The organism is Acetobacter lambici, from assembly GCF_011516885.1.
Classification (GTDB): domain Bacteria; phylum Pseudomonadota; class Alphaproteobacteria; order Acetobacterales; family Acetobacteraceae; genus Acetobacter; species Acetobacter lambici.
This window is the reverse complement of record NZ_WOTD01000114.1, coordinates 1-2,168: the sequence shown is the minus strand read 5'-3', so window position 1 is coordinate 2,168 and position 2,168 is coordinate 1. Positions and strand designations below refer to the sequence as shown.

Annotated in this window: 3 protein-coding genes; all 3 read left to right on the top strand. The window is 50.2% G+C overall.

Annotated elements, in window-relative coordinates:
* Nucleotides 1–96 precede the first annotated feature (96 nt).
* Entirely contained in the window at nt 97–477 is a 381-nt protein-coding gene (locus tag GOB86_RS15290; protein ID WP_194301218.1) for a restriction endonuclease subunit S, read from the top strand.
* A complete protein-coding gene (locus GOB86_RS15285) occupies nt 478–1,710 on the top strand; it encodes an ATP-binding protein (RefSeq protein WP_165993513.1) in 1,233 nt (410 codons plus the stop codon).
* Nucleotides 1,703–2,168, top strand: a 466-nt coding sequence (locus GOB86_RS15280) for a type I restriction endonuclease (RefSeq protein WP_198912059.1), incomplete at its 3' end; no start/stop codon positions are given. The genes GOB86_RS15285 and GOB86_RS15280, both read left to right, overlap by 8 nt.

Genomic DNA, 2,168 nt, shown 5'->3' with positions numbered 1-2,168 from the left:
GAGGACCAGTTCGTCGTGCGGTATCGCGTCGGCTGCGGCTTGCTCATCTCACCTAGCTACCAGAATGGATTCACCCCGTGAATCCCTCGCTACTATTTGCGCAACAAAGCCGGTGAAGAGGCATATTTCCAAGACAGCAACATCGTTTGGCTCGAAAACGATGAGAGCAAGGTTTTGAACAAGTACCTTTTCTATTTCTACCAGATCGCGAAATGGCACGTTTCAGATGGTGGTGTGATCAAGCGTTTATACAATGACAACATCAAGAAGACATTGATTGCAGTACCGTATCCCGAGGACCCCCAAAAATCTCTCGAAGAACAGGACCGGATTGTCGCCATCCTCGACAAGTTTGATACGCTGACCACTTCCTTCAACGAAGGTCTACCGCGCGAAATCGAGCTGCGCGAAAAGCAATATGCTTGGTACCGTGATCAGCTTTTGAACTTCTCCAAACCGGACGAAGGGACGGCCTAGATGGGACAGACGCTTGAAGAGATTGCGAACAGGCTTCGCACACCTCAGGTCACCCGCAAAACGGTTACCAAAGAGACCAAGCAGATTGAACCCAAAGAAGTGGAGGAACAAAAACCTGTTCCTAAGGTGCAGCTTATCTATGCGTTCAACGCATCAGGCAAGACTCGGCTGTCACGCGAATTCAGGGAGCTGATCGACCCGAAGACCGAGGAACGGAACGACGATTATTGCCCTAAGGTGCTATATTATAACGCCTTCACCGAAGATCTGTTCTATTGGGACAATGATCTGACCGGCGATACCGAGCGGAAGCTCTGTATCCAACCGAATGCGTTCACTAAATCCGCCTTCGAAGATCTTGGGCTGGACCGAAGTGTCATCACCGTCTTTCAGCGTTATACCCAGCCGAACCTGACGCCGATCTTTAATGAGGAATACAAAACAAAAGATAAGGACGATAAAGAGATTATTGTTCCGGCATTTTCCGAAGTTACCTTCACATTGGGGCAAGACCCGGAGACCAACCCTGAGCGTCTCAAAATATCGAAGGGAGAAGAGAGCAACTTCATTTGGAGTATTTTCTACTGCCTACTGGATCAGGTAGTCAGTACACGCAACATCCTCGAGGTTGATGATCGCGAGACGGACCAGTTCAATGACCTCGAATATGTCTTCATTGATGACCCAGTCAGTTCGCTTGATGAGAATCACCTTATTCAGCTTGCTGTCGACGTCGCAGACCTGATCAAGAGAAGCGACACGGTGAACGGCCTGAAATTCATCATTACAACGCACAGTCCGCTTTTCTTCAACGTGCTGTTCAACGAGCTAAATAGCAAAACGTGTTACATGCTGAATCGGTTTGAGGATGGAACGTTCGAGCTGATAGAGAAGAGTGGCGATTCAAACCAAAGCTTTTCTTATCACCTTTACCTTAAGAAGACGTTGGAGCAGGCAATCGCAGCGGATAAGATTGAGCGCTACCACTTCACCCTGCTCCGCAATCTTTATGAAAAGACATCGAGCTTTCTGGGCTATCCCCGATGGTCAGAGCTGCTGCCGAGCGACCAGCAGCTTTACCTGAAACGCATCATTCAGTTTACAAGCCATAGCACGCTCTCCAGCGAGGCCATCGCCGTGCCATCGCCGGAGGAAAAGCAGACGGTGAAGCTCCTGCTGGATCATCTGCGCAGCAATTACAGGTATTGGCAGAAGGAGACCCCGTATGGCTGAGCAGATGACGCCGATCGCCGAGACCAATCGCTTTATCGTTCTCGATAAATATGTGCGCGCATGGGAGGCTGCTGACAGCTACCAGTCTGAGACCGACCTAGAGCGCGAGCTTGTTCAGGACCTGCACAATCAGGGTTATGAGTATCGGCCTGACCTGAAATCAACCAACGCCATGCTGGCGAATGTTCGCGTTCAGCTGCAAGCCCTCAATGATGTTCAATTTACAGATAAGGAATGGGCGCGTTTCGTTGAGACCTATCTGGATCGACCCAGCGACAGTGCCACTGACAAGACCCGCAAGATTCACGACGACTACATCTTTGATTTCGTCTTCGATGATGGTCGTAGGCTCTGTTGCAAAATTCGGGTATTGGGTGTGCTGAACCCTTTTCGTGGGTTTCCCTTACGCGACAGCGTGGGTGACGGGGATTCCGAGCGCGGTGAAGCGGTTGAGTATG

Excerpts from the sequence above, each read along its gene's own strand:
- GOB86_RS15285 (WP_165993513.1), top strand. The coding sequence starts at position 478 with ATGGGACAGACGCTTGAAGAGATTGCGAACAGGCTTCGCACACCTCAG.